Raw genomic sequence first — 23,383 nt, 5'->3', positions numbered from 1 at the left:
CTCAGGTCTCGGCTGTCACGGCGACCGCCTCGCCCGGTTCGTCGTCGCCGCTGGTCAGCAACCAGAGGAGGATGAGCACACCCTCGATTCTGGCGGCCGTGTACACCCACCGTCGGAGCTCCACGTCGTCGGACTTCGTCGCCAGTCCCATCCAGAAGTCGACGACGCGACGGGGTGCGAGCAGTTCGGCCAGTCCGAGGAGCGCCAGGAGCGTTCGGAACATCATACGTTAACGTACACCATGGTAGCGCAAGAAGCTACCCCCTGACCGGACCGGTCAGACGGCCATCTGTTCGCTCCAGTACCGGTCCTCGTCGCCGCGCCAGCGAGCGTGGTCGTCCTGCTCGGCGGTGCCGGTGTCGTTGCGCGCCCCGTCGTCACCGCCCCCGTCGCCGTCGCCGTCACCGCCGCCGTCGCCGCCACCATCGCCACCCCGGAGTCCGCCCGTGCCGTCGTCCTCATCGTCCTCGTCGGACCCCCGGACCGCGGCGCGCTGGTCCGGCACCACGTCGAAGCCGGGTTCGATGTCACCGAGGACGAGCAGCGCGTAGTACCGGAGATAGGTCTGCACCGGCACCTGGACGAGCGCGGCGGCCGCGAGGACCGCGAGCCCGAACAGCACGGCCGTCACGGCGAGGACCGCGAGCCCGGCCGGCTCGAACACCGCGAACAACCCGACGCCGAGCACCGCGAGCAGGCCGAACGGAATCAGCAGGACGAGCGCGACGACACCCGTGGCGATGGCGACGACCATCCCCCCGACGAACGACAGCACCACGCCCGCGACGGCGTAGGCGAGGTACTGGGTCCAGTGGCGGCGGATGGAGCCCCAGAGCCGGCCCCACGCCGAGAGCACGGTGCGCTCCTCGCGCAGCATGATTGGCACGACGAACACGGTGGTGAACCCGTCGACCACGCCGACGACGATGGCGAGCACGATGAAGAGCGGGAGCAACAGCAGGAACGCGCCGACGGCGAGCCCGCCGGTCGTCGGTCCGCCGTCGAGGCCTGCGAGGAGGAACGGCAGCGCGAGCACGGCGACGCTCCCGACGACGACGAGCCCGAGCACGAGCCGGAAGCCGAACAGCCGCCCCCCACGTCGCCAGTGCTCGTTCCAGTAGCCCCGGATCTCGACCGTCTCGCGCCGGAGCGACTCGACGAAGACGAACTCCATCACCGCGCCGACGAAGGCGAACGCGAGCGCGACGAGCAACACGACCAGCACCACGGCCCCGACGACCAGCCAGAAGCCGCCGCCGGGGTCCTGGAACGGCTGGCCTGGCTGCATCGTCCCGCCGCCCGAGTCCCCGCCGAAGCCGAGCTGTCCGGAGTTGCCGCTCACGCCGGGCAGCCCGAGGAAGAACACGACGACGGCCAGCTTCACCCAGAGCGTCCGGTCGATGGGCGTGAGGAGGTTCCGCGTCGCCCGGTACGCGTCGTCGATGGCTTCCAGCGCGTAGAGCGTCATGCGGCACCGTTCGGCGGAGAGCGATATTGGTAGCCGGTGATTACGGTTCCCTGGCGTGCAGCTAGCGCCGGCCGCGGAACGACCCGAGCCCGCCCGAAAGTTTACGACTATTGTAAACTTCATCCGGGTCATCGCCCGCCCAGCCGGTATGGCGTGCGGGGGGCGAGATTCGAGGTGCGGTCGCTGGCGGGCGGACTGACAGCGGCGAGACGCACGGGGGGTTCTGGCTGTTGGCGGTCGCCAGCGAGTCGGCGTGGCGAGTGCGCAGGGGGCACGAAACACCGAGCACGGGAGGAACGGATTCTTTAGGACTGGGGCCCGTCCACTCGTCCAATGAGCGAGTCCGACGGCCCGATGCAGGTCGACGACCCGAACTACCACAGCGTCAACCACACCGCGGCCCAGACCTGCGGCTGGACGAAGAACGCGCTGACGGGCGAGGGGAAGTGCTACAAGTACGCCTTCTACGGCATCGAGTCGCACCGCTGCATGCAGATGACGCCGGTGGTGAAGTGCAACGAGCGCTGTGTGTTCTGCTGGCGGGACCACGCGGGCCACGCCTACGAGCTGGGCGACGTGGAGTGGGACGACCCCGCCGCCGTGGCCGACGCCACCGTGGAGCTCCAGCGCGAACTGCTGTCGGGGTACGGTGGCAACGACGAGGTGCCCCGGGAGGTGTTCGAGCAGGCGATGGAGCCGCGCCACGTCGCCATCAGTCTGGACGGCGAGCCGACGCTGTATCCCTACCTCCCCGAGCTCATCGACGAGTTCCACGCCCGCGACATCACGACGTTCCTGGTCTCGAACGGCACGAACCCGGAGATGCTGGCGCGCTGTGAGCCCACCCAGCTGTACGTCTCGGTGGACGCGCCGGAGCGGCACACGTTCGACAGCGTGGTCAAGGCCGTCGAGGACGACGCGTGGGAGCGCCTCGTCGACACGATGGACGTGCTCGCCGGGAAAGCGGAGACCCGCACCGTGCTGCGGACGACGCTGGTGAACGGCGAGAACATGCGCGACCCGGACTGGTACGCCGCGTTCTACCGGCGCGCGAAGCCGGATTTCGTGGAGCTGAAGGCGTACATGCACGTCGGCCACTCGCGGGGCCGGCTCGACCGGTCGGCGATGCCCGACCACGAGGACGTGCTCGCGTTCGCCGAGGATGTCGCCGCGCACATGCCCGAGCACGACGAGATCAAGGACGTGCCGAGCTCGCGGGTCGCGCTGCTGGCCCGCGACGCGGACACGTGGGTGCCGAAGCTGAACAAGGACACCGAGTTCTGGGAGCAGGACCCGCTCGTCGACTACTGACCGCGGAGCTGCAGTACGACGACGCTTCCCTCCGCCGGCGTCTCGAACGTGAGCGTCCCGCCGAAGCTCTCGACGATCCAGTTGATCGCCCAGAGGCCGAGCCCGCTGCCGTGCTGGAGCTGGGTGATGTCGCGCTCGCCCGTGACGAGGTCGCGCTCCTGTTTCGGGATGCCCGGGCCGTCGTCGGCGACGCGTATCTCGACGCCCTCGTCGGTCGCCTCGACGGTCACGTCGACCGAGGGCTGCTCGTCGTTGTGGTCGACCGCGTTCTCGATGGCGTTCGACAGCGCGAAGACGAGCCGCCGGTCCGCGACCGCGGTCGCCGACTCGGGTGTCGACACCGTGAGGTCGGCGTGCGGGAACCGTTTCCGGGCCGTCTTCGCGGCCTCGTCGACGTACCGTGTCACGTCCGTCGGGCCGAGGTGGTCGCCGTCGCGGTCGAGCGCGCGCTCGACCCGGCGGGCGGTGTCGCTGAGGTCCGCCACCTGGTTGGCCTCCCGCCGGATGGCGTCGAGCAGGGCCGGGTCGTCGTCGTACCGTCGCTGCAGCTGCTCGGCGTACCCCTCGATGAGGTTCATCTCGGTGCGGAGGTTGTGCCGGAGGACCGTATGCAGCACCTCCAGCCGGCTCTCGCGCTCCTTCTGTTCGCTGATATCGGTGTAGATGCAGAACCCGCGGCGGTTCGTGCCGGCCCCGAAGCTGACGCCCCGGAAGAGGAAGTGGCCGAGACCCGTACTCGTCGAGCGCTCGACCTCCTTCGTCTTGACCTCGCCGTGGACGACGGCGTCGTCGAGCTGTTTCGCCTGCTCGCGGTACTCCTCCGGTACGATGAGGTCGTTGACCGACTCGCCGACGGCGTGCCCGGCGCTGATGCCGAACGTCCGCTCGAAGGCGGGGTTGACGCTCTCGACGATGGGGTCCGCCTCCTCGAAGGTGAACTCGACGAGTGCGTCAGGGATGTGGTCGAACAGGTACCGGAACCGTTCGTTCTCGATGGCGAGGCGCTGTCGCGTCTCTTGGAGCGCGCTCACGTCGCGGACGACCGCGACGGTGCCGGGGTCGTCGCCGTCGTCGTTCGGTAGGAGGGCGATGTCGACCTCGACCGGCCGGCGCTCGCCGTCACGTGTCTCGACTTCCGTCTGGATGGTGCGCGAGCGCTCGTCACAGCTGCGGAGCTCCGCGACGACCTCCCGACTGCGTTCGAGCGTCTCCCGGTCGACGACCACGGCGGGCGACGCGCCGACGAGCTCCTCGCGGTCGTAGCCGCTGAACTCCGCGAACGGCTCGCTGACGTAGACGAAGTGGCCGTCGGCGTCGAGGACGTACAGCATGTCCTCGACCGACTCGATGACACGCTCGAACAGCTCGAGCCGTTCGCGGCGTTCGGTCCGGTCGAGTGCGGTCGTCGCGTTCGCCGCCAGCAGCTCTGCGGTCTGGCGTTCGACCGCGCCGAACTCCTCGCCGGGCGCGACGCCGGCCGAGAGGGTGCCGTGCTCGCCGAGCGGCAGGTACAGCACCGCCGACACGCCCTCGACGTCGACCGTGTCGCGGTAGGACGGCTCACCGGCGTCGAACACGGTCCCGGGGCCACCCTCGCCGACGGCGTAGGTCGGGCGGTCGCCGAGCGTCTCGGAGATGGCGGTCGTCCCCTCGACGGGGACGAGCCCGTCGGTCCCGGGCTCGTGGAAGCGGACGACCGAGAGGTCGAGCGAGAGCAGCTCCTCGGTCGCGGCAACCAGCTGGCTGGCGATCGCTTCGGGCGATTCGGCCTGCATCATGTCGTGGGTCGTCTGGAGCAGTCCGGGCAGCATCTCCTCGTACCGCTTGCGCTCCGTGATGTCGTGGAAGAACACGGAGAGGCCGTCGTCCGTTGGGTACGCCCGGTTGGAGGTCCACAGCTCGAGTGGCTCGTAGTACTCCTCGAACGAGACCGGCTCGCCCGTTTCCACGGCGTGTGTGTACTGTTCGTAGTACGTGTGCTCGGTCGCCGCCGGGAAGGCGTCCCACACGTTCTCGCCGACGAGGTCGTCCGGGGTGGTGTCGAGCATTTCGGCACCGCGTTCGTTGATGTACGTGAAGTTCCAGTCGGTGTCGAACGAGAGGTACGCCTCGTCGATGCGTTCGAGCACGGATGCCTGGTCGTCGGGGTCCTCCACCGGCGCGACCATGCTCCCGGTGGCCGCCGGCGCATCGTCCACGACGGCCCGGATGCGCTCGACCACGTCGTCGCCGCCGTGGAGGTAGTGGACCGCGCCCCGTGCCGCGGCGGCGGATGCGGCCTCGCCGTCCGGCTCCGCGGTCCGGTAGAACACCGGACAGTGGGCGTCGATGGCGTCGAGGACGGCGAGCCCGTCGCGACCGTCGCCGAGTTCGTGTTCGAGGAGCACGCAGTCGACGTCCGCATCGAGTCGGTCGTTCGCGGCGGCCGCTGACGACGCGGTGACGATAGTCCAGCCCCGTGGGACACTCGGCGAGGAGTCACCGGGACGACGGACGTGGAGTAGCGTCGCTGTCTCCGACACGATAGTTCGACAGTCGTTTGCCTATCACCGAAGATAACGCTTCTGGCCTCCGCGGGGTGCAGCCCGCGTTCGACCGCGGTGCCGGCCGTCGACTCGGTGACCGCCAGCTCGCCGCCCAGCGACCCGACGGCCGTCGCGACGACCACCGCCGTGTTCGGGCCAGGTGCTGTCACGCTCGCCGGCGACCAGCGCCTGCTCGTGTGACGGGAGACCGGGCCGGTCGCCGCCTCGCTCACGTGCCACACGAGGCTGGATTCGAGCTCACGGGTCTGGCCTGTGCCACCCGCCGCGACCGACGCGTTTTAGTCACACGACGACAACTTTCCACACGAGTCTCGTTTCTACGATGCCGTCACGACCGCGTGACGCCACCGTCACGAATATGTTACGCATTCCGGATTCGGTATGCTTATCCGGAACGAGTCCCAACTTCGAGCCATGTCAGAGACAGCGTCGTACGCGGTCGGCCACGACGAACTCGCCGTCGCGAAGCTTCTCGCGCTCGATGGCGGCATCGACGGCGAGCTGAAGGTGTCCTGCTCGGGGCTCGCCGGGCGGCTCGACGCATCCACCCAGACCGCCTCCCGACGCCTCCAGCGACTCGAGGACGCCGGCTACATCACCCGCGAGACCGTCAGCGACGGCCAGTGGGTCCAGCTCACCGACGAGGGCGAACGCGCCCTGCGCGCCGAGTACGAGGACTACCGCCGCGTCTTCGAGGGCACGACGAGCGTCGAACTCACCGGGACGATCACCAGCGGGATGGGCGAGGGCCGCCACTACATCTCCCTGCCGGGCTACATGCGCCAGTTCGAGGAGAAGCTCGGCTACGAGCCGTTCCTCGGCACGCTCAACGTCGATCTCGACGACGAGAGCGTCCGCCGGCGCACCGCCATGTCCGCCATCGAGCCGGTCCACATCGACGGCTGGGAGGACGACGAGCGAACGTACGGGCCCGCCGTCTGTTTCCCCGCCACCGTCGAGACCGTCGACGGGACCACCTACGAGAACGCACACACCATCGCCCCCGAGCGCACCCACCACGACGAGGACCAGCTGGAGGTCATCGCGCCCGAGAAGCTCCGCGACGCGCTCGACTTGGGGGACGACGCCGAGGTGACCGTCAATGTCCGGGAGCAGTGAGATGACCCGGTCACAGCACCACGACGGCGAGGTCGACGCGGACGTCCCGGTCGACGCCGACGACGCCGTCGACCGCGCCGTCGCGGCCTTCCGCGCCGGCGAACCGGTCTGCATCCACGACGCCGCCGACCGCGAGGGCGAGACGGACATCGTCTACCCCGCCCACGGCGTCACGCCCGACGCCGTCCGCCGGATGCGCAACGACGCCGGCGGCCTCGTCTGCGTCGCCCTGCCCGACCAGGTGGCCGACGCCTTCGACCTGCCGTTCATGCAGGAGGAACTGGACCACCCGCTCGCCGCCGACCACGAGCTCGGCTACGACGAGCGCTCGTCGTTCTCACTGACGGTGAACCACCGCGACACGTTCACCGGCATCCCCGACGACGACCGCGCGCTCACCATCACGAAGCTCGCCGAGGCCGCCACCGACCCCGACGGCTTCCCGTTCGTCGACGAGTTCCGCGCGCCCGGGCACGTCCACCTGCTCCGGGCCGCCCCCGGCCTGCTCGACCATCGCCTCGGCCACACCGAACTCGGCATCGCCCTCGCCGAGGAGAGCGAGGTCGCCCCCGCCGTCGTCGTCTGCGAGATGCTCGACGACGAGACCGGCGGCGCGCTCACGCCCGCCGACGCACGCGCCTACGCCGACCGCGAGGGCATCCCCTACGTCGAGGGGGCCGACCTCGTGGCGCGGCTGGGCTGACGGACCCGTCGTATCTCCCGGCTCGGACCCGACGGTACGGACCGGACACAGCACTGTAGAGCCCGCCATCTCGCGTGCCGGCCGTCTCCCCCTGGGCCCGACCGTCTTCTACAGCAGACGACCGTGCTCCGGAGCGAAGCCCAGTTCGACGCGCTCCCCACGCTCGGGCACCCCATCGTCGGTCCGCCAGACGACCGTCCGCCCGTCCCAGTCGCAGTGGACGCGGGTCGCCTCGCCGAGGAACTCCGACTGCTCGACGGTGACCGAAAAGCGGTTCTCGGGCGCGTCCCGGCGGAGGTGCTCCGGGCGCACGCAGAGGGTGGTGTGGCCGGAACCGGCGTCGAGCCCGTCGACGGTGAACGTGGTGCCGTCGACGCGGACGCCGTCGGCGACGCGCTCGCCGTCGAACAGGTTGTTCTCGCCGACGAACGAGGCGACGAACCGGCTCCCGGGCTCGCGGTACACCTCGCGGGGCGTCCCGACCTGCTCGACGCGGCCGTCGTGCATGACGGCGACGCGGTCGGAGATGGCGAGCGCCTCCTCCTGGTCGTGGGTGACGTAGACCGTCGTGATGCCGAGCTCGGTCTGGATGCGCTTCACCTCGCGCCGGAGCTCCTCGCGGAGCCTGGCGTCGAGTGCGCTCATGGGCTCGTCCAGCAGCAGCACGTCCGGCTCCGGGGCGAGCGCGCGGGCCAGCGAGACGCGCTGTTGCTGGCCGCCGGACAGCTCGGTCGGGTCGCGGTCCTCGAAGCCGTCGAGGTCGACGAGCGAGAGGAGCTCGGCCACCCGGCTGTCGGGGTCGTCGACCTCGTGGAACCGAAGCCCGTAGCCGACGTTCTCCGCGACGGTCATGTGCGGGAACAGCGCGTAGTTCTGGAAGACGACGCCCACGTCGCGCCCTTCGGGCGGGACGCCGGTCATCTCGCGGCCGCCGAAGCGGACCGAGCCGGCGTCGGGTTCCTCGAAGCCGGCGATGGTGCGGAGCGTCGTCGTCTTGCCGCAGCCGGAGGGGCCGACGAGCGTGAAGAACTCGCCGTCGGCCACGTCGAGGTGCACGTCCGAGAGCGCGACCGCGTCGCCGTAGCGCACCGAGACGCCATCGAGGGTGAGCTCAGCCACGCTCGACCCTCCCGCCGAGGCGGTCGACCACGACGAAGCTGGCGGCGGTGACGACGAGCAGGACGGTTCCCATAGCCATCGCCGGCCCGAAGCGACGGCCGAGGTAGCGCTCGACGGCGACGGGCATCGTGTAGGTCACCGTGTCGCCTGCCACGTCGCTCGCCAAAATCACCGTCGAATCGAACTCGCCGATGCTGATGGCGAACGCGAACGCGGCTCCGGCGACGAGCCCGGTCGCGGCCAGCCGGAGTTCGATGTCGAGGAACGCCCGCACCCGGCTCGCACCGAGGCTCCGGGCGGACTCGACGAGGCGGGGGTCGACGCCGGCGAGCTGTGGCGCGACGTTGCGCACGACGAACGGGTAGGCGGCGACGGCGTGGGCGGCGACGATGGCGACCGCGCCGGTGAGGACGAACCGCCAGCCGCCCGGGAGCGAGATACCGAAGACGAGCCCTCGGAGCAGGCCGATGCCGAAGACGATGCCCGACACGGCGAACGGGAGCATCGTCGCCGTCTCCAGCAGCGACCGCCAGCGTCCCTCGCCGGTGCTCGCCACGGAGACGACGAGCCCCATCGGGACGGCGATGGCGACCGTCGCGACCGCGAACAGCAGCGAGTTCCGGATGGCCGGCAGCGGCTTCGTCTGGAAGCTCGCGCCCGCGGCCTGTCGCTGGAGGAGGAACTCGTAGTGCCGGAGCGTGAAGCCGCTCCCGTCGGTGAGTCCCTCCAGCACCATGGCCGCGAGCGGGCCGACGAACAGCACGAACACGACGACGGCGTAGCCCGTGATGGCGAGCCGGCGGGCGTCGAGCAGGCCCGCGAGACGGGGGCCGGAGAGCCGGGAGGGGGTGGCGTCGCGTGCGCGGCCGAACAGCCGCTCGCGTGGTGGCCCCTCGCCGGGACTCGCGGCGCGCTGTGCGGACTCGTAGCGCAGGTAGGCGTAGGTCACGCCGAGCGAGATCACCGTCTCCAGCACCGCGAGCGTCGCGGCCTCCTCGAACGCGAGGGTCTCGGTGAGCCGGTGGTACACCCAGACCTCGACCGTCGCCAGCTCGAGGCCGCCGATGGCGAGGACGATGGGGAACGTGAGGAACGTGAAGAGGAACGTCAGGAGCGCGCCGGTCGCGATGGCGGGCGTGAGCTGCGGGAGCACCACGTCGCGGAAGGCACGGCGGCGGTTCGCGCCGAGGCTCCGGGCGGTCTCGACGGCCCGGTAGTCGACGGACTCCCAGGCGGCGGTGGCGACCCGGGTGACCAGCGGCGCGTTGTAGAACGCGTGGGCGAGGATCACGACGAACAGCGGGTTCGTCTCGATGAGCTGCTGTGGCCCGAGTCCGACGACTGCGAGCACGTCGTTCAGCAGCCCGGCCTGGCCGAACGCGGCGTAGAAGCCGCTCGCGACCATGATGCCCGGGAGGACGAACGGGACGATGGTCAGCGACCGGAGCGTGCGCCGCCCCGGGAACTCGAAGTTCGCCAGGACGTACGCCCCTGGCAGGCCGATGGCGACGCTGGCGAGCGTCGACAGCGCGGCCTGATACGCGGTGAAGCCGAACAGCCCCTTCCGGAGCGGCGGCGTGTCGACACCGCCGAGCCCGACCGAGACGCCGCCGAACCACGAGAGCACGTTGTCGACGTGATAGCCGACGGCGAGCGGCCGGGCGAACACCTCGGCGAGCACGCCGGTGTAGAACGGGTCCGTGAGGGTGGTCACGAACGAGTCGAACGGGCGGGCACCGCCGAACGCTTCGGCGAACACCAGGCCGACCGGGAAGTAAAGCACCAGCAGCAGGACGAGCGCGGTGACGACCGTCGCGACGACGGCGAGTCCCCGGAGCGTGCGGTCGGTCGACACCGTGCGCTTCCGGTCGGCGTCGGCCGGTCCCCGCTCGGCGACGTCGTCCCGCGCGCCCCGGCTCATCGCGTCAGTTGCTCGCGATGGTGCGGGCCCACTCCTCGACCCAGCCCGAGAGGTTGCCGTCGAGCTCCTCGTAGCCGAAGGAGACGGGCTCGGGTGGACGGAAGGCGTACTGTGCGAACGAGTCGTCGAGGTCGACCTGGTCGTCGCTCACGGCGGGGAACTGGACGTTCCGGACCGCGATTTCGGCCTGGGTCTCGCCCCGGAGCATGAAGTCGAAGAAGTCCGCGGCGAGGTCGACGTTCCCGGTGCCCTCGACGACGGCCATCCCCTCGGGGTTGGCGTAGCCCTGGTCGTTGAGGAAGCCGATCTGGTGCCGGCTCATCGGGAGGTCGTCGACGTTGGCGAACACCTGGTCGGTCGAGTAGGAGACGACCATCGGCCGCTGGGACTCGAGGTACGCGCTGTAGGACTCCCACCAGCTGCCGAGGATGCGAACGTCGTTGGCCTGGAGGTCGCGCCAGTAGTCGAGGTAGCCGTCGGTGCCGAACTCGTTGATCGTCCAGAGCAGGAACGCCTGCCCGGAGTCGGCGCTCTGGGCGTTCTGTGCGAGCAGCGTGCCCTCGTAGGCCGGGCTGGTCAGGTCCTCGAACGTCGTCGGCTCGTCGACCTCGTCCTCGTCGTACACGAGGCTGATGTAGCCGGTGTCGTAGGGGAGGACGCGGCTCTTGGGGTCGCCGAACTCCAGCTCGGGGCGGACGTGGCTCGCGTTCGGGACCGAGTCGCGGTCGAGTTCGGCGAACAGGCGGGTGTCGTCGCCGAGTGTGGCGTCGATGGTCACGAGGTCGTCGACGTTCAGCCCGACGTAGACGTCGGCGTCGACGGACGCGCCCTGTTGCTTGCGCTGAACGTAGTTCGTGACGCCGTTCTCGGGCGTGACGTACTCGACGGTCACGTCGTCGTACTCCGCCTCGAAGTTCTCCTTGATCCACCCGCCGGGGCTGGACGACGGCGAGTCGACGAAGGACTCGTACGTCGCGACCGTCAGCGTGCCGCTCGGCTCGCCACCACCACCGTTCTGGGTCAGGCAGCCGGCGAGCGAGAGTGCGCCCACCGACCCTGCCCCACTCAGGAACGCTCTGCGTCTCATTATCGGGTAATTGCACTCGGTGGTACAAAAGGGGCGTGATGTGGCGAGACGGCCACGAGGCCGGCGGTTTGTGGCGATTCCCGGCAGCCCACGTCGGTCGAGTCGGGTGGGCGATGTATTTTTTGCCCCTCGGGGTGACGTATGCAAGCGATGCAGTTGAACCGCCGACTCGGACTCGCGCTGGTCGTCGTCGCCGCGGGGGCGCTCACCTGGTGGGTCATCTCCGAGGTGTTCGGCACGGTGTTCTTCGCGTTGACGGTGGCGAGCGTCGTGCTCCCGCTCCAGAAGCGACTGGTCGGGCGTGGCCTCCCGAAGTACTGGGCGGCGGTCGTCACCACCGGTGCCACCTTCATCGGTGGCGTGCTCGTGTTCTCGCCGCTGTTCGTGGTCGCGTACCTCCGTCGCGAGCAGCTGTTCGGACTCGTCGAGACGCTCCCGGAGACGTTCTCCGTGGTCGTCTTCGGGCAGACGTACGAGCTCTCCTTCGAGGAGATGCAGGCGATGGTGCTCGACTTTCTGACGGTGGTACTGGAGGACGCGGCACGCGCCGCGCCGGACCTCAGCCTGAAGATGCTCGTGTTCGTGATGGTCCTCTTCGGCTTCCTCATCGGACAGGACCACGCCTACCGGACCGCCCTCGGCGTGGTGCCCGTCGAGTACCGCGATGCGGCGCAGGCGCTCCACGAGCGCACGAAGGACACGTTGCAGGCGATCTACCTGCTCCAGATCGCCACGGCCGTCGGGACGTTCGTGATGGCGCTGCCGACGTTCTGGGCGCTGGGCTACGACTACCCCGTCACGATGGCGGTCATCGCGGGCGTCCTGCAGTTCCTCCCGGTCATCGGGCCGAGCCTGCTCATCGGCGCGGTCGCGCTCTATCACCTGAGCGTCGGCGACGTGGACGCGGCGATCCTCATGGTCATCGTCGGAGGCGTCGTCATCGCGTACCTGCCGGATGCAGTCATCAGGCCACGACTGGCGTCGATGACCGCCGACATGCCGGGCAGCCTCTACTTCGTCGGCTTCATCGGCGGCCTGCTCACGGTCGGCCCGGTCGGGGTCATCATGGGCCCCCTCGCCGTGGCGCTGTTCACCGAGAGCGTGAATCAGCTCTCCGAGGAGGTGCCCGAGGTTCCGGTGCCGGAAGAGCAGATGCCGACCGACGATGAAGCGGAACAGACTGGGGACGACGGCGTCGGGAGCGACTGGACCGAGAGGGTCGAGGGACCGCCGTCGGATGCCGGACCGGACACGGATAGCGCCGGGCCGGACGGTGATACCGGCTCCGGCAGCGGTGCCAACACGAACGGCGGAACAGATGCCGGGACCGCATCCGACGACCCGTCCCCGAGCGGCCACGACTAGCTGGTCTCGATGGGGCCGTCGACGGTCTCCCACTCGGTGAGGCTCCCCTCGAAGAAGGAGACATCTTCGTAGCCGAGGTGGTCGAGAACGAGGTAGGTGTGGCTGATGCGCCGGGCGGTGTTGCAGTAGAGGATGACCCGCCGGTCGGGCGTGATTCCGCGCGACTCGAGTAGTTCCCTGAGCTCGGCCTCGGGTTTCAGTCCACGTGTCTCCTCGTCGACGAACTCGCGCCAGTCGAGCAGCTGCGCGCCGGGGATGTGGCCCTCCTCGTACTCCCAGTCCTCCCGGGTGTCGACGAGGACCGCGTCGGTGTCGAGTGCGGCGAGTACGTCCTCGGCGTCGACCAGCGGCCAGTCGTCGTCGAACCGGCCCTCGTACTCGGTCTCCTCGACGTTCGGGCTCCCGCTCTCGGTCGCGTGGTCGAGTCGCCACGCGGAGAAGTCACCGTCGAGCAGGTGGACGTCGTCGTGTCCGTACGCAAGTGCGGTGACGACGAACCGAGCGGCGAACACGCCGTGGGTGTCGTCGTAGACGACGAGCGTGTCGTCGTTCGCGACACCCGCCCGGGAGAGCAGCGCGTTCCAGTCCTCGACGTCGGGGAGGGTGCCGGGGGCGTCGCCTTCCTCGTCACGGAACGAGTCGAAGGGGACCGACACCGCACCGGGGATGTGGCCGATGCCCTCGTACTCCCAGGCGTCGCGCACGTCGACGACTCGCACCGGGTCCAGTTCGGCGGCGAGCCACTCGCGGGAGACCACCCGTGGCACGTCTGTCATGGGCGGTCGTACGGGACGGGCCGGTTAAGCACCCACGATGCCGGCGGAACCCCCCGTCTCGTAGAGCGCGGCAACCGTTGCCGATTGTTGGCCCGCGAACACATGTCCGCCGATGGAGGGTTCGGGGGGTGACCGCGCCGTGGGGGCCGCCCGTGCACCAGCTGCTCACGACCACGACCCGGACAACCACCGGCGATTCTCTCCGCTTCGGCCGATGACCGGCGGACGATGCCGGTGTGGAACAGGAATATACCCCTGTAGCGATAACTAGGGGTGTATGACTGACTACGCGAAAGACGTGCTCGTCTCGGCCGACTGGGTCGAGGGGCACCTCGACGAGTTCCAGAGCGACGACCCCGCACACCGCCTCGTGGAGGTCGACGTGGACACCGAGGCGTACGACGAGGGCCACGCCCCCGGCGCCATCGGCTTCAACTGGGAGACACAGCTCCAGGACCAGACCACCCGCGACATCCTCACGAAGGCGGACTTCGAGGAGCTGCTCGGCAGCCACGGCATCACCGAGGACTCCACGGTCGTGCTGTACGGCGACAACTCGAACTGGTTCGCGGCGTACACCTACTGGCAGTTCAAGTACTACGGCCACGACGACGTGAAGCTCATGGACGGCGGCCGCGACTACTGGCTCGAACACGACTACCCGCTCACGACGGACGTGCCGGAGTTCGACGCCGTCGAGTACACCGCCAGCGGCCCGCGCGAGAGCATCCGCGCGTACCGCGAGGACGTCGAGAACGCCATCGAGCGCGGCGTCCCCCTCGTCGACGTGCGCTCGCCCGAGGAGTTCACGGGCGAGATCCTCGCGCCCCCGGGACTGCAGGAGACCGCCCAGCGCGGCGGCCACATCCCCGGCGCACAGAACATCTCGTGGGCGGCCGTGACGAACGACGACGGCACGTTCAAGACCGCCGACGAGATCAAGGAGCTGTACGCCGACAAGGGCATCGACGGCGACTCGACGACCGTCGCCTACTGCCGCATCGGCGAGCGCTCGTCGGTCGCCTGGTTCGCGCTCCACGAGCTGCTCGGCTACGAGGACGCCATCAACTACGACGGCTCCTGGACCGAGTGGGGCAATCTCGTGGGCGCACCCATCGAGAAGGGCGACGCGGAGTAGGCGACTCCCGACTCCATCGCGACTCCAGTGGTACCGTTTTCTCCAGCCTCGTTCCTGACAGCGGGCAGTAACTTTATCGCATCGTCGCGTGTTGGCGATGGACATGAGGGAGGACCTCGATTTCCGACACGCGACGGCGATGGGGGTCGTCGTGACGCTGCTCATGCTCGCGTTGCTACCGACAGCGCCCGCAGTCCCGCTCCTGTTCGGGCTGACGGCGACCGTCGTGCCGATGCTGCTCGCGACGGCGGAGCGGAAACGGTACGCGGTGGCCGGGACCGCGTACTGCCTCGCGCTGGGGCTCGCGCTGGCGGTGGTAGATACGGTCCTCGGGCTGGCCGAGGGCAACACGCTCGTCACCGGGCTGCTCGTGTTCGGCGCGGGGAGCCTGCTCGTGGTCACGGCGAAGGCGGTCGGGCGGCGGCTGGCCAGGCGGACGATCGGCCTGCTCGTCGGCGAGGAGTACGCCGCCCGGGTGTTCGACGCGATAGCCTCCATCGCGGCGCTGGCCGGACTGGTGTGGACGGTGCTGACCGCTGCGGAGAAGGTGAGCCGCTACGCGGGCTTCGGCGTCGGCGGCACGGCGACGCTCGCACTGAGTCTGGTGGGTGTCGAGTACAACGTGACGGTGCCGATGCTCGGCGGGGAGGTCGACGCCGTGCTGTTCCTGTTCGTCGGCTGCATCCTCGCGGGCTTCTACACGTTTGAGTCGCTGCACACGACCTGGCTCGCGGCGAAGGAGACCGCGAAGAAGAGCGTCGACGCGGGCGGGACGGTGAAGTCGAAGACGGCCGCGGCGGTGGCCGACCGGCGGGGCGGCGGCTCCGGCGGCAGCGAAGGGCGCTACGACCCGGACGTCGAACCCGGGGAACCGGAGCCCACCGAGGCACGGACGAGCCGGCGCGACCCGGACCGGCGTCGTGACCGCGACGGTCGACGGGAGCGGCGTGGACGGAGCGACCGCGACCGGCGGGGCCAGCACGACAGGCGCAGCCGGGACGAGCGTCGGGAACGGCGTGGGTCCGACGAGCGCCGGGAGCGGCGTGACACCGACCGACGGCGGGAGCGGCGTGGGTCCGACGAGCGCCGGGAGCGGCGTGACACCGACCGACGGCGGGAGCGGCGTGACACCGACCGACGGCGGGAGCGGCGTGACACCGACCGACGGCGACGCGACCGCCGTGGGGAGGACGAGGACGACGACCGCGATGCACGCTCGTAAGTAGGTCCCGTGCGTACGTGCGGCCATGTGTGGACGGTACAGCCTGTTCGTCGACTCCGACGAGCTGGCGTCGGCGTTCGACGTCCGGGTCCCCGAGCGGTTCGAGCCGCGGTACAACGCCGCCCCGGGGCAGGACCTCCCGGTGATCCGGAGCGACGGCGACGACGAGCTGACGTACGCGAACTGGGGACTGGTCCCGTCGTGGGCCGACGACCCGGCCGACGCGAGCAAGCCCATCAACGCGCGCTGTGAGACCGTACGGGAGAAACCGACGTTCCGTGGGGCGTTCGAGTCGAACCCGGGGGGCGACGGTGGCGACGACGAGGCCACGGCCGGCCGTTGTCTCGTCCCCGCCGACGGCTTCTACGAGTGGGTCGAGACCGGTAGCGGCGGCAGCAAGCAGCCCTACCGGGTGACGATGCAGGACGACGAGCCGTTCGCGATGGCCGGCCTGTTCGCGGTCTGGGAGGGCGTCGAGCGCCAGCCCGGCCTCGACGCGTTCGCCGGCGGCTCGGCGGAGCCGGAGACGAAGCACCACGTCTCGTTCACCGTGCTGACGACGGAGCCGAACGAGCTGGTGGCGGACCTCCACCACCGGATGGCGGTGCTGCTCGCGCCCGAGGAGTACGGGACGTGGCTCCACGGCGACGCCGACGAGGCGGCGGCCCTGCTCGACCCGTATCCGGCCGACGGGATGCGGGCCTATCCGGTGTCGACGGCGGTGAACGACCCGTCGAACGACGGGCCGATGGTGGTCGAACCGGTCGACGCAGAGGGGTAGCCCGACGGGTTCGTCGGAAGTATATAAAAGACCGGGTGAGGGTCGAAGTCGGCCCGCCTGTGTCGTGTTACTTGTTGTCAATGTGTGCCACAGAGCCGGGCATTGTATTGCGGTTTCACCGGCCACTCCCCGTTCGTGGGTAGTCGGCGACTCGCACCAGACCACCAACTTTTATATAGAATCACATTCATAGATTCGAGTGACCATGAGCCAGCGAATGCAGCAGGGACAGCCGATGATCGTGATGTCCGAAGAATCCCAGCGCGTCAAGGACCGCGACGCGCAGGACTACAACATCCAGGCCGCTCGCGCGGTCGCCGATGCCGTACGCTCCACACTCGGCCCGAAAGGGATGGACAAGATGCTCGTCGACTCGATGGGCGACGTGACCATCACGAACGACGGTGTGACCATCCTGAAGGAGATGGACATCGACAACCCGACGGCAGAGATGATCGTCGAGGTCGCCGAGACCCAGGAGGACGAGGCCGGCGACGGCACCACGACGGCCGTCGCGATCGCGGGTGAGCTCCTGAAGAACGCCGAGGACCTCCTCGACCAGGACATCCACCCGACCGCCATCATCAAGGGCTTCCACCTCGCCAGCCAGCAGGCCCGCGAGGAGATCGACGACATCTCCGAGGACGTCGACGCCGACGACGAGGACCTCCTCCGGAAGGTCGCCGAGACCTCGATGACCGGCAAGGGTGCCGAACTCGACAAGGAGCACCTCGCCAACATCATCGTCGAGGCCATCCGCTCGGTCACCGTGGAGGGTCAGGTCGACATGGAGTACCTCAACATCGAGACCCAGACGGGTCAGTCCGCCTCCAACTCCGAGCTCCTGAAGGGCGCGGTCATCGACAAGGACCCCGTCCACGACAACATGCCGAAGTCCGCCAAGGAGGCGAACATCCTCCTGCTCAACGAGGCCGTCGAGATCGAGGAGACCGACGTCGACACCGAGGTCAACGTCACGGACCCGAGCCAGCTCCAGCAGTTCCTCGACCAGGAGGAGAAGCAGCTCAAGCAGAAGGTCCAGCAGATCATCGACTCCGGCGCGGACGTCGTCTTCTGCCAGAAGGGCATCGACGACCTCGCCCAGCACTACCTCGCGAAGGAGGGCATCCTCGCCGTCCGTCGCGTGAAGAAGGCCGACGTGCGCTTCCTGCGTGAGATCCTCGGCGCGAACATCGTCTCCGACCTCGACGACTTCGGTCCCGAGGACCTCGGCTTCGGCAACGTCGAGCGCGACGAGGAGGACGAGCTGTTCTACGTGAAGGGCGCGGAGAACGCCCACGGCGTGACGCTCCTCCTGCGCGGCTCCACCGACCACGTCGTCGACGAGCTGGAGCGCGGCGTCACCGACGCGCTCGACGTCGTCGCCCAGACCGTCTCCGACGGCCGCGTCGTCGCCGGCGGCGGTGCCATCGAGGTCGAGGTCGCGGACCGGCTCCGCAACTTCGCCGACGGCGTCGAGGGCCGCGAGCAGCTGGCCGTCGAGGCCTTCGCCGACTCGCTGGAGCTCGTCCCCCGCGTCCTCGCCGAGAACGCCGGGCTGGACTCCATCGACACGCTCGTCGACCTGCGCGCCGCCCACGAGAGCGGCGAGAAGCGCGCCGGGCTGAACGTCTTCAGCGGCGACGTCGAGGACACGTTCGAGGCCGGCATCGTCGAGCCCGCTCACTCCAAGGAGCAGGCGCTGACCTCCGCCACCGAGGCCGCGAACCTCGTCCTCAAGATCGACGACATCATCGCCGCCGGTGACCTGAGCACCGACAAGGGCGACGACGAGGGCGGCGCACCCGGCGGCATGGGTGGCATGGGCGGTATGGGCGGCATGGGCGGTGCGATGTGAACACCGGCTAGGTACCCCACATCCCCACCTGCGCCCGGACAGCTCCCGAACGAGTTCTTCTTTCGCGGACCGACCCGGAGAGCGGCGGCTCCGTCGGAGGTGCTGACGGGGCGAGAACAGCCGACGCCTCAGTCGCTCAGTTCGAGCGCGAACTGCTCGTTCTCGCAGACCGAGTTCAGCACGACGCTGGTGTTCGACTCCTTGATGTCGGGGTCGGTGAGCAGCCGCTTGATCTGGTCGTTCATCCCGTCGGTGTCGGTGAACTTCCCGATGGCGATGACGTCGTAGTCGCCGGTGACCTCGTAGACCGAGACCATCTGCTTCTCCGAGCGGAGCCGCTCGGTGATGTCGGGCAGCGCGTTCCCCTCGACCTTGAGCTGGAGGACGGCGGTCACGTCGTAGCCGAGCAGGTCGTAGTCGACCTTCGGTGTGTAGCCCCGGATGACGCCCTCCTCTTCGAGGGCGGAGACGTGGTTCGAGACGGTCGTCACGGAGACGTCGAGCTGCTCGGCGAGACTCCGCAGGCTCGCGTCACCGTTGTCCAGAAGTGCATTCACCAACTTCGCGTCGAGATTTTCGTACGTCATTGTATCCACGGTACGGCTCCAGCCATTAGAAGTTTACGAACATCCAATTTCATCCCCAGCAGTCGAGATTTGCGTATAACAGCAGGGTTTTAGTACTGGCAATAGTTGGATTAGCCGACCAGAAAGATGACAAGCGGAAACTTCAGCGCGGAGGAGGAGGCGGTGCTCGAACAGATCGAGGAACAGAACGTGGACTTCCTGCGGCTCCAGTTCACGGACATCCTCGGCACCGTCAAGAACGTCTCCGTCCCGGCGAGCCAGGCCGAGAAGGCGTTCGAGGAGGGGATCTACTTCGACGGGTCGTCCATCGACGGCTTCGTCCGCATCCAGGAGTCGGACATGCGCCTCGAACCCGACCCGAGCACCTTCGCCGTGCTCCCGTGGCGGAAGACCGAGGAGAGCGCCGCGGCACGGCTCATCTGTGACGTGATGGACACCTCCAGCGGCGAGCCGTTCTCGGGCGACCCGCGTGGCGTCCTCAAACGCGCCATCGAGCGCGCCGAGGAGCTCGGGTACGACATCAACGCCGCCCCGGAGCCGGAGTTCTTCCTGTTCGAGGAGGACGAGGACGGCCACGCGACGACGAAGACCAACGACGCCGGCGGCTACTTCGACCTCGCGCCGAAGGACCTCGCCAGCGACGTGCGCCGTGACATCATCTACGGCCTGGAGTCGATGGGCTTCGACATCGAGGCGTCCCACCACGAGGTCGCCGAGGGCCAGCACGAGATCAACTTCACCTACGACGACGCGCTGTCGACGGCCGACAACGTCGCGACGTTCCGGTCGGTCGTCCGCGCCATCGCGGCCGAGCACGAGCTGCACGCGACGTTCATGCCCAAGCCCATCCCGCGCATCAACGGCTCCGGCATGCACACCCACATCTCGCTGTTCCAGAACGGCGAGAACGCGTTCCACGACGACGACGACGAGTTCAACCTGAGCGAGACGGCCAAGCAGTTCACCGCCGGTATCCTCGAACACGCGCCCGCCATCACCGCCGTCACGAACCCGACGGTGAACTCCTACAAGCGCCTCGTCCCCGGCTACGAGGCCCCGGTCTACGTCGCGTGGTCCGACCGCAACCGCTCCGCGCTCATCCGCAAGCCCGCCGCCCGCGTCCCGGCGGCGAGCCGCATCGAGGCCCGCTTCCCGGACCCGTCGTGTAACCCGTACCTCGCGTTCGCCGCGCTCATCCACGCCGGCCTCGACGGCATCGAGAAGGGCCTCGACTGCCCCGCTCCCGTCCGCGAGAACATCTACGAGTTCGACGAGGCAAAGCGCGAGGAGTACGGCATCGAGACGCTCCCGTCGAACCTCGGCGAGGCCGTCGACGCGCTGGAGGAGGACGAGGTCGTCGCGAACGCACTCGGCGAGCACGTCTACGAGAAGTTCGTCGAGGCCAAGCGCTCCGAGTTCAAGGACTACCTCGTCGACGTCTCCCAGTGGGAGCTCGACCGGTACCTCGAGAAGTTCTAGAGCTCGACCCGTCTTTTCGTCGTTTCGGCGTCCGGCCAGCGAGCGTCGGCGCTAGCTCGACCGCCACTCCTGCACGCGGTCCCGGAGCCGCCCCGGAATCCCGAGGACGGAGAACGTCAGCCCGAACAGCACGAACAGCACGTAGAGCCCGAGCGTCGACAGCCAGATGATGATCATCGCGAGGACGACCCAGCCGTCGCCCTGGAGCCGCGGCGTGTAGAGCAGCCCGAGCGTCATCACGGTGCCGTAGAGCAGGACGACGTACGGGCCCCAGCCGCGGGCGTGACCGCGGCGGAGCTTCCGGCGCACGTAGCGCTTGAGCTCGCCCCGCATCTCGTCGCGGTCGACGGTGCGGGACTGGACGTCGTCCTCGAACTCGGCGAGCTCCTCGCGGAGGTCGGCGACGGAGTCCTTGCTGGCGCGGCTGCCCGCCACCTCGTCTTCGAGGTCGGCCAGCCGCTCGTACAGCCGGTCGATCTCGCGTTCACGGTCGGTCCGGTCGTCTTCGTCGTCGCCGGAGCCGTCGCTGCCGGTTCCGCCGTCGCCGTCTGGACCCCCGTCGCCGGGCCCGTCGCCACCTGCGCCGCCAGCGTCGCCGGAGGTATCGCCATCGTCCGGTCCGTCGTCCGCGGGCGGTTCCCCGCCCGCGTCCTCCTCGCTCGCTGGTGCGTCGTCGTCGGTCGCGTCGGTGCCCTGCTCGGTGGGGTCGTCCGTCTCGTCCTCAGGCATCGTCGCTGTTCCTTGTCGCTTCGTCCTGTCGCAGGCCCGCGCTTTGAAGGTGCCGGTCGAGCGTCGCGTCCAGCTCCTCGGTCGCGATGGGCCGGCCGGCGAGCACGGCGTTCAGGGACGCCCCGACGAGCAGGACGAGCGCGCCGAGGTAGAGCCACGTCACCAGCAGCAGGATACCGCCGACGAAGCCGTACACCGCGTACGCCGTGGCGTAGTCGGTCGCGTAGACGGAGAAGACGATGCTGAGGACGGTCCAGCTCAGCGCCGCGAACACCGAGCCGGGCAGCGCCTCGCGGATGGTCACCTCGGCGTGCGGGAAGATGTAGTACAGCGGGAAGAACACCAGTCCGAGCGCGACGATGGTGACGAGCGCGCCGACGACGCTCCCGTACGGCAGGTCGAGCAGGCTGACCGCGACCGTGACCACCGCCGCAACCACGCCGGCGAGGCCGACGGCCGCGAGGCCGATGCCCGCCTCGACGAGCTGCTCGCCGAGTGGCTCCTCCAGCCCGCGGCCGTACACCGCCGAGAACGACCGGTCGATGGCGCGGAACACCTTCAGCGCGGACCAGACGAGCACCACGAGGCCGACGATGGTCGCGCCGCTGCGGCCCTGGCCGCCGACCAGTGCATCCCGTAGCACCTGCTGGCTCGCCGGCGTGAGCGTCTCGCCGAGCATCGCGACCACGTCGTTCGCGAGCTCCTCGCCGCCCACCGCCGTCGCCACCGCGACGACGAGCAGTGCGAGCGGGAACAGCGAGACGAACGCGTAGTAGGCGATGGCCGCCGCGAGGAACGTCAACTGCTCGTCCCGTGCGATGGCGACGACCGCCACGACGAGCGACGCGACACGCTTGACCGCTGGCGGTAGTGACACACCGTCAACTACGACGACTCGCCCAAAAAGCCCGTCGCCGAAGTGATGAATCCGGGGTCCCGGAGCCGACATCGACCGGGACATCCCCTGTTCCCGGCCCGGAAGTTTACGAATATTGTGAACTATCGCCCCGCGGGATGGCTGCATCGGCGTCCGACCACCCCGGACTCAGATCTCCTTCGTCGCCTCGCGCATCTCGGGGATCGCCGCGTCGCTCTTGAACGTCGTGCCGCCGTAGTGCGCCCGGGAGGCGGCGAACCCGGCCTCGCGAAGCGCCGCCAGAAAGTCGTCCATGCCGCTGGCCCCGCGGCCCCAGAGCTTGCAGAGTCGGTGCTGGTCGTAGTGGCTGGGCTCGTCGAGCTCGGATTCGAGGGTGTCACAGAGGTCGCGTGCGCGGTCGGCGGTGCCCATGTCGTCCGTGATGCGCGCTCGGACGTCGGCGACGAAGCCGGGGTCGCGGTAGGGGCCGAGCCAGAGCGGCCCGGCGGTGAGTACCCGGTTGCCGTCGCAGCGGGGGCACGTCTCGGGCGGGTGCGGAATAAGGCCCTGCTCGGGGTCGCGCCGGAGGCAGTCCTCGCAGTGGTGGAGGAAGCCGAGTTCGTCCATGCTGGCGTTGGCGTCGGTCGCCCGTCCGGAGAGGTCGAGGTAGGTCCGGACGTAGTGGCTCGTCGCGTGGGTGAAAAGCGGCGTGATGCCGGTGTCCCAGCGCGCGCCGGCCCGGGCCAGCGCACCGAGCAGGATGCGGACGCCCATCTCGGCGTGGTAGTCGGTGTTGCGCGGGACGGCGGCGTACGAGCGCACGCCGGAGTCGAAGTGCGCGCCACAGAGCGGGGCGGTGTCGGTGGCGGTGATACAGAGCAGGTCCCGGGTGTTGGCGAAGGCGGCGTCGGCGAAGGGCATCGGCGTGCCGAACGGGTCGAGGTCCACCACGTCGAAGTAGTCGTCGTGCATGAGGGCGTTGACGTTCCGGTGGACGACCGCGCCGTCGAGGTCGTTCCGGGCGAGGTTCTCTCTGGCGAGTTCGACCGCCTCCTCGTCGATGTCACAGCAGGTCACGTCCCAGCCCTCGGCGGCAGCCCGGGCGCCCCTGACTCCGGAGGCCGTCATCGCGTCGAGGTAGGTGTCGGCACGCTCCTCGTGCTCGCGGTACGCCCGGAGGACCGCGACGGTCAGGTCGCGGTTGAACTCCTGGACCGGGTTGAAGAAGACCGACTCGTGGGTGCCCTCGCCGTCCTGCTCGGGCACCGAGACCGTGACGTTGCCCTCCGTGACGTCCATGCGGGTTCGTGGGCGGCGG

General features: G+C 69.1%; 20 protein-coding genes. 9 read left to right on the top strand and 11 right to left on the bottom strand.

Going from position 1 to position 23,383, the window contains the following annotated elements; genetic code table 11:
* Window position 1 precedes the first annotated feature (1 nt).
* Together NOW55_RS14640 and NOW55_RS14635 are read right to left on the bottom strand one after the other, a co-directional pair.
* Window positions 2–226: a hypothetical protein gene (locus NOW55_RS14640; RefSeq protein ID WP_256400855.1), complete on the bottom strand. Its 225-nt coding sequence runs from the start codon at window positions 224–226 to the stop codon at window positions 2–4.
* Window positions 227–277: 51 nt separating this feature from the next.
* Window positions 278–1,468 carry a DUF7544 domain-containing protein gene (locus NOW55_RS14635; protein WP_256400854.1) on the bottom strand — a complete coding sequence of 397 codons (1,191 nt, stop codon included), beginning with the start codon at window positions 1,466–1,468 and terminating at the stop codon, window positions 278–280.
* A 333-nt stretch (window positions 1,469–1,801) separates the two neighbouring features.
* Here NOW55_RS14635 and twy1 point away from each other — a divergent pair, with 333 nt between their 5' ends.
* Complete coding sequence (gene twy1, locus NOW55_RS14630; protein ID WP_256400853.1) at window positions 1,802–2,779, top strand: 4-demethylwyosine synthase TYW1; 978 nt, start codon at window positions 1,802–1,804, stop codon at window positions 2,777–2,779.
* Here the strand turns inward: twy1 and NOW55_RS14625 are convergent.
* Complete coding sequence (locus tag NOW55_RS14625; RefSeq protein ID WP_256400852.1) at window positions 2,773–5,301, bottom strand: sensor histidine kinase; 2,529 nt, start codon at window positions 5,299–5,301, stop codon at window positions 2,773–2,775. The two genes, twy1 and NOW55_RS14625, sit on opposite strands and share 7 nt — an antisense overlap.
* 438 nt (window positions 5,302–5,739) lie before the next feature.
* Between NOW55_RS14625 and NOW55_RS14620 the strand changes: the two genes are divergently transcribed.
* Both NOW55_RS14620 and ribB read left to right on the top strand, forming a co-directional pair.
* Window positions 5,740–6,444, top strand: coding sequence for a DUF120 domain-containing protein (locus NOW55_RS14620; RefSeq protein WP_256400851.1), 705 nt, complete (start codon window positions 5,740–5,742; stop codon window positions 6,442–6,444).
* A complete protein-coding gene (gene ribB / locus NOW55_RS14615; protein ID WP_390293479.1) occupies window positions 6,428–7,147 on the top strand; it encodes a 3,4-dihydroxy-2-butanone-4-phosphate synthase in 720 nt (239 codons plus the stop codon). The genes NOW55_RS14620 and ribB overlap by 17 nt, the downstream gene beginning before the upstream one ends.
* 108 nt (window positions 7,148–7,255) lie before the next feature.
* Here ribB and NOW55_RS14610 read toward each other — a convergent pair whose 3' ends face one another.
* The 3 genes from NOW55_RS14610 to NOW55_RS14600 are packed head-to-tail and all read right to left on the bottom strand — an operon-like array spanning window position 7,256 to window position 11,274.
* Window positions 7,256–8,266, bottom strand: a complete 1,011-nt coding sequence (locus NOW55_RS14610) for an ABC transporter ATP-binding protein (RefSeq protein ID WP_256400850.1) — start codon at window positions 8,264–8,266, stop codon at window positions 7,256–7,258.
* A complete protein-coding gene (locus NOW55_RS14605) occupies window positions 8,259–10,187 on the bottom strand; it encodes an ABC transporter permease (protein ID WP_256400849.1) in 1,929 nt (642 codons plus the stop codon). Before NOW55_RS14605 ends, NOW55_RS14610 begins: the two co-directional genes overlap by 8 nt.
* 4 nt (window positions 10,188–10,191) lie before the next feature.
* Window positions 10,192–11,274: a thiamine ABC transporter substrate-binding protein gene (locus NOW55_RS14600; protein ID WP_256400848.1), complete on the bottom strand. Its 1,083-nt coding sequence runs from the start codon at window positions 11,272–11,274 to the stop codon at window positions 10,192–10,194.
* Between the two features lie 150 nt (window positions 11,275–11,424).
* On the opposite strand from NOW55_RS14600, the gene NOW55_RS14595 reads away from it, so the two are divergent.
* The gene (locus NOW55_RS14595) at window positions 11,425–12,639 is read left to right on the top strand and encodes an AI-2E family transporter (protein WP_256400847.1); all 1,215 of its coding nucleotides are present in this window, start codon (window positions 11,425–11,427) and stop codon (window positions 12,637–12,639) included.
* Here NOW55_RS14595 and NOW55_RS14590 read toward each other — a convergent pair.
* Complete coding sequence (locus tag NOW55_RS14590; protein ID WP_256400846.1) at window positions 12,636–13,415, bottom strand: sulfurtransferase; 780 nt, start codon at window positions 13,413–13,415, stop codon at window positions 12,636–12,638. The genes NOW55_RS14595 and NOW55_RS14590 overlap by 4 nt on opposite strands.
* Before the next feature lie 277 nt (window positions 13,416–13,692).
* Between NOW55_RS14590 and NOW55_RS14585 the strand changes: the two genes are divergently transcribed.
* From NOW55_RS14585 to thsB, 4 genes are all read left to right on the top strand, one after another.
* Window positions 13,693–14,553 carry a sulfurtransferase gene (locus tag NOW55_RS14585; RefSeq protein ID WP_256400845.1) on the top strand — a complete coding sequence of 287 codons (861 nt, stop codon included), beginning with the start codon at window positions 13,693–13,695 and terminating at the stop codon, window positions 14,551–14,553.
* Between the two features lie 103 nt (window positions 14,554–14,656).
* A complete protein-coding gene (locus tag NOW55_RS14580) occupies window positions 14,657–15,775 on the top strand; it encodes a hypothetical protein (protein ID WP_256400844.1) in 1,119 nt (372 codons plus the stop codon).
* Window positions 15,776–15,800: 25 nt separating this feature from the next.
* Window positions 15,801–16,556 carry an SOS response-associated peptidase gene (locus NOW55_RS14575; RefSeq protein ID WP_256400843.1) on the top strand — a complete coding sequence of 252 codons (756 nt, stop codon included), beginning with the start codon at window positions 15,801–15,803 and terminating at the stop codon, window positions 16,554–16,556.
* 205 nt (window positions 16,557–16,761) lie between these two features.
* Window positions 16,762–18,414 carry a thermosome subunit beta gene (gene thsB / locus NOW55_RS14570; RefSeq protein WP_368407771.1) on the top strand — a complete coding sequence of 551 codons (1,653 nt, stop codon included), beginning with the start codon at window positions 16,762–16,764 and terminating at the stop codon, window positions 18,412–18,414.
* Between the two features lie 128 nt (window positions 18,415–18,542).
* Here thsB and lrp read toward each other — a convergent pair whose 3' ends face one another.
* Window positions 18,543–19,001, bottom strand: a complete 459-nt coding sequence (gene lrp / locus NOW55_RS14565; RefSeq protein WP_256400842.1) for an HTH-type transcriptional regulator Lrp — start codon at window positions 18,999–19,001, stop codon at window positions 18,543–18,545.
* A gap of 126 nt (window positions 19,002–19,127) precedes the next feature.
* On the opposite strand from lrp, the gene glnA reads away from it, so the two are divergent.
* Window positions 19,128–20,480: a type I glutamate--ammonia ligase gene (gene glnA / locus NOW55_RS14560; RefSeq protein WP_256400841.1), complete on the top strand. Its 1,353-nt coding sequence runs from the start codon at window positions 19,128–19,130 to the stop codon at window positions 20,478–20,480.
* A 51-nt stretch (window positions 20,481–20,531) separates the two neighbouring features.
* On the opposite strand, the gene NOW55_RS14555 is transcribed toward glnA, so the two are convergent.
* The 3 genes from NOW55_RS14555 to NOW55_RS14545 all read right to left on the bottom strand — a co-directional run bounded on the left by NOW55_RS14555 (window position 20,532) and on the right by NOW55_RS14545 (window position 23,364).
* The gene (locus NOW55_RS14555; RefSeq protein ID WP_256400840.1) at window positions 20,532–21,209 is read right to left on the bottom strand and encodes a ribonuclease BN; all 678 of its coding nucleotides are present in this window, start codon (window positions 21,207–21,209) and stop codon (window positions 20,532–20,534) included.
* Entirely contained in the window at window positions 21,202–22,086 is an 885-nt protein-coding gene (locus NOW55_RS14550) for a YihY/virulence factor BrkB family protein (protein ID WP_256400839.1), read from the bottom strand. The genes NOW55_RS14555 and NOW55_RS14550 overlap by 8 nt, the downstream gene beginning before the upstream one ends.
* Before the next feature lie 168 nt (window positions 22,087–22,254).
* Window positions 22,255–23,364, bottom strand: coding sequence for a tRNA (guanine(26)-N(2))-dimethyltransferase (locus NOW55_RS14545; RefSeq protein ID WP_256400838.1), 1,110 nt, complete (start codon window positions 23,362–23,364; stop codon window positions 22,255–22,257).
* Between the last annotated feature and the right edge of the window lie 19 nt (window positions 23,365–23,383).

The sequence above is a fragment of the Haloarchaeobius litoreus genome (assembly GCF_024495425.1).
GTDB lineage: Archaea > Halobacteriota > Halobacteria > Halobacteriales > Natrialbaceae > Haloarchaeobius > Haloarchaeobius litoreus.
Note: the sequence above shows the minus strand (reverse complement) of the source record. Positions and strands in the feature narration are given on the sequence as shown.